The 1,220-nt window shown below is 59.8% G+C and carries 1 protein-coding gene; it reads left to right on the top strand.

Annotated elements, in window-relative coordinates; translation table 11 throughout:
* Positions 1–87 precede the first annotated feature (87 nt).
* Complete coding sequence (locus tag AC1DT6_RS40515) at positions 88–1,074, top strand: IS5 family transposase (RefSeq protein ID WP_477112234.1); 987 nt, start codon at positions 88–90, stop codon at positions 1,072–1,074.
* Positions 1,075–1,220 lie beyond the last annotated feature (146 nt).

The following is a 1,220-nucleotide window of genomic DNA, read 5'->3' as shown; positions in this document are numbered from 1 at the left end:
GGGAAATGCTGAATAAATCGGTTCGCGAGTCATCGCGACATAGGATGAGTGCGTTGTCATAAGCATGCCCTTGAGTCAGGTCCGGAGATGAAGCGACAGATCAGTTTTGCGGAAGCGGAAAGCCACGGTAAGAAGCGCGTGACGCGCCGCCAGCGCTTCCTGACGGAGATGGAAAGCGTCGTGCCGTGGCAGCGGCTGATAGCGGCGGTCGAGCCGTATTACCCCAAGGGCAAACGTGGACGACCACCGATCGGACTGGAGCGGATGCTGCGCATTTACTTCCTGCAGCAGTGGTACGGGCTGTCGGACGAGGCGTTGGAAGACGCGCTGTATGACAGCATGGCGATGCGAACGTTTGCCGGCATTGACCTGGCGGTCGAAGCGGTGCCGGACGCGACCACGCTGCTGAAGTTTCGCCGCATGCTCGTCGAGCAGGAACTGACGCGAAAGCTGTTCGACGAGATCGGCATCATGCTGTGCCAACGGGGGCTGATGATGAAGGAAGGCACGATTGTGGACGCCACCATCATCGAGGCCCCGCCGTCGACAAAGAACAAGCAGAAGAGCCGCGACCCGGAGATGCACCAGACCAAGAAGGGAAACGAGTGGCACTTTGGCATGAAGGCGCACGTCGGCGTGGATGCGGCTTCGGGGTTGGTGCACAGTGTGGTGGGCACAGCGGCGAACGAGTCTGACGTGTCGCAGGCGCATGCCCTGCTGCATGGCCACGAAGACCATGCGTTTGGTGATGCAGGCTACACGGGCGTAGAGAAGCGCGACGAGATGCAAGGCAAGTCCGTGAAGTGGCAGGTGGCTGTCAAGCGCGGCAAGATCAAGGCAATGCGCGACGGCGCAATCAAGGACTTGCTGATCGCCGTCGAGCGGACCAAGGCCCAGATTCGGGCGCGGGTCGAGCATCCGTTCCACGTCATCAAGAATCTGTTTGGTCATCGCAAGGTTCGCTACAAAGGCCTGGTCAAGAACACGGCGCAGTTGTTCAGCCTGTTTGGTCTGGCGAATCTGGTGCTCGCCAAAAAGCGGTTGTTAGCGCTACAGGGTAGCAGTCCGTCCTGAGTGCGAAGATTGCGCCAGAAATGGCGCGAATTGGGTGCCATGCGGCCCCAAATCGGGCTCAAACCACCCCCGCTCTCCCGCATCGTGAGAGTCGGATGTCAAACAAGCGCTGACGCTCCGCTTAGCGGCTATTGATCAGCGATTCC

It is taken from the genome of Cupriavidus sp. 01L45 (assembly GCF_056399885.1).
This window is presented reverse-complemented; position numbering and strand designations above follow the sequence as displayed.

Bases quoted from the DNA above. Each gene is read 5' to 3' on its own strand.
- AC1DT6_RS40515 (WP_477112234.1), top strand. From the start codon at position 88: ATGAAGCGACAGATCAGTTTTGCGGAAGCGGAAAGCCACGGTAAGAAG.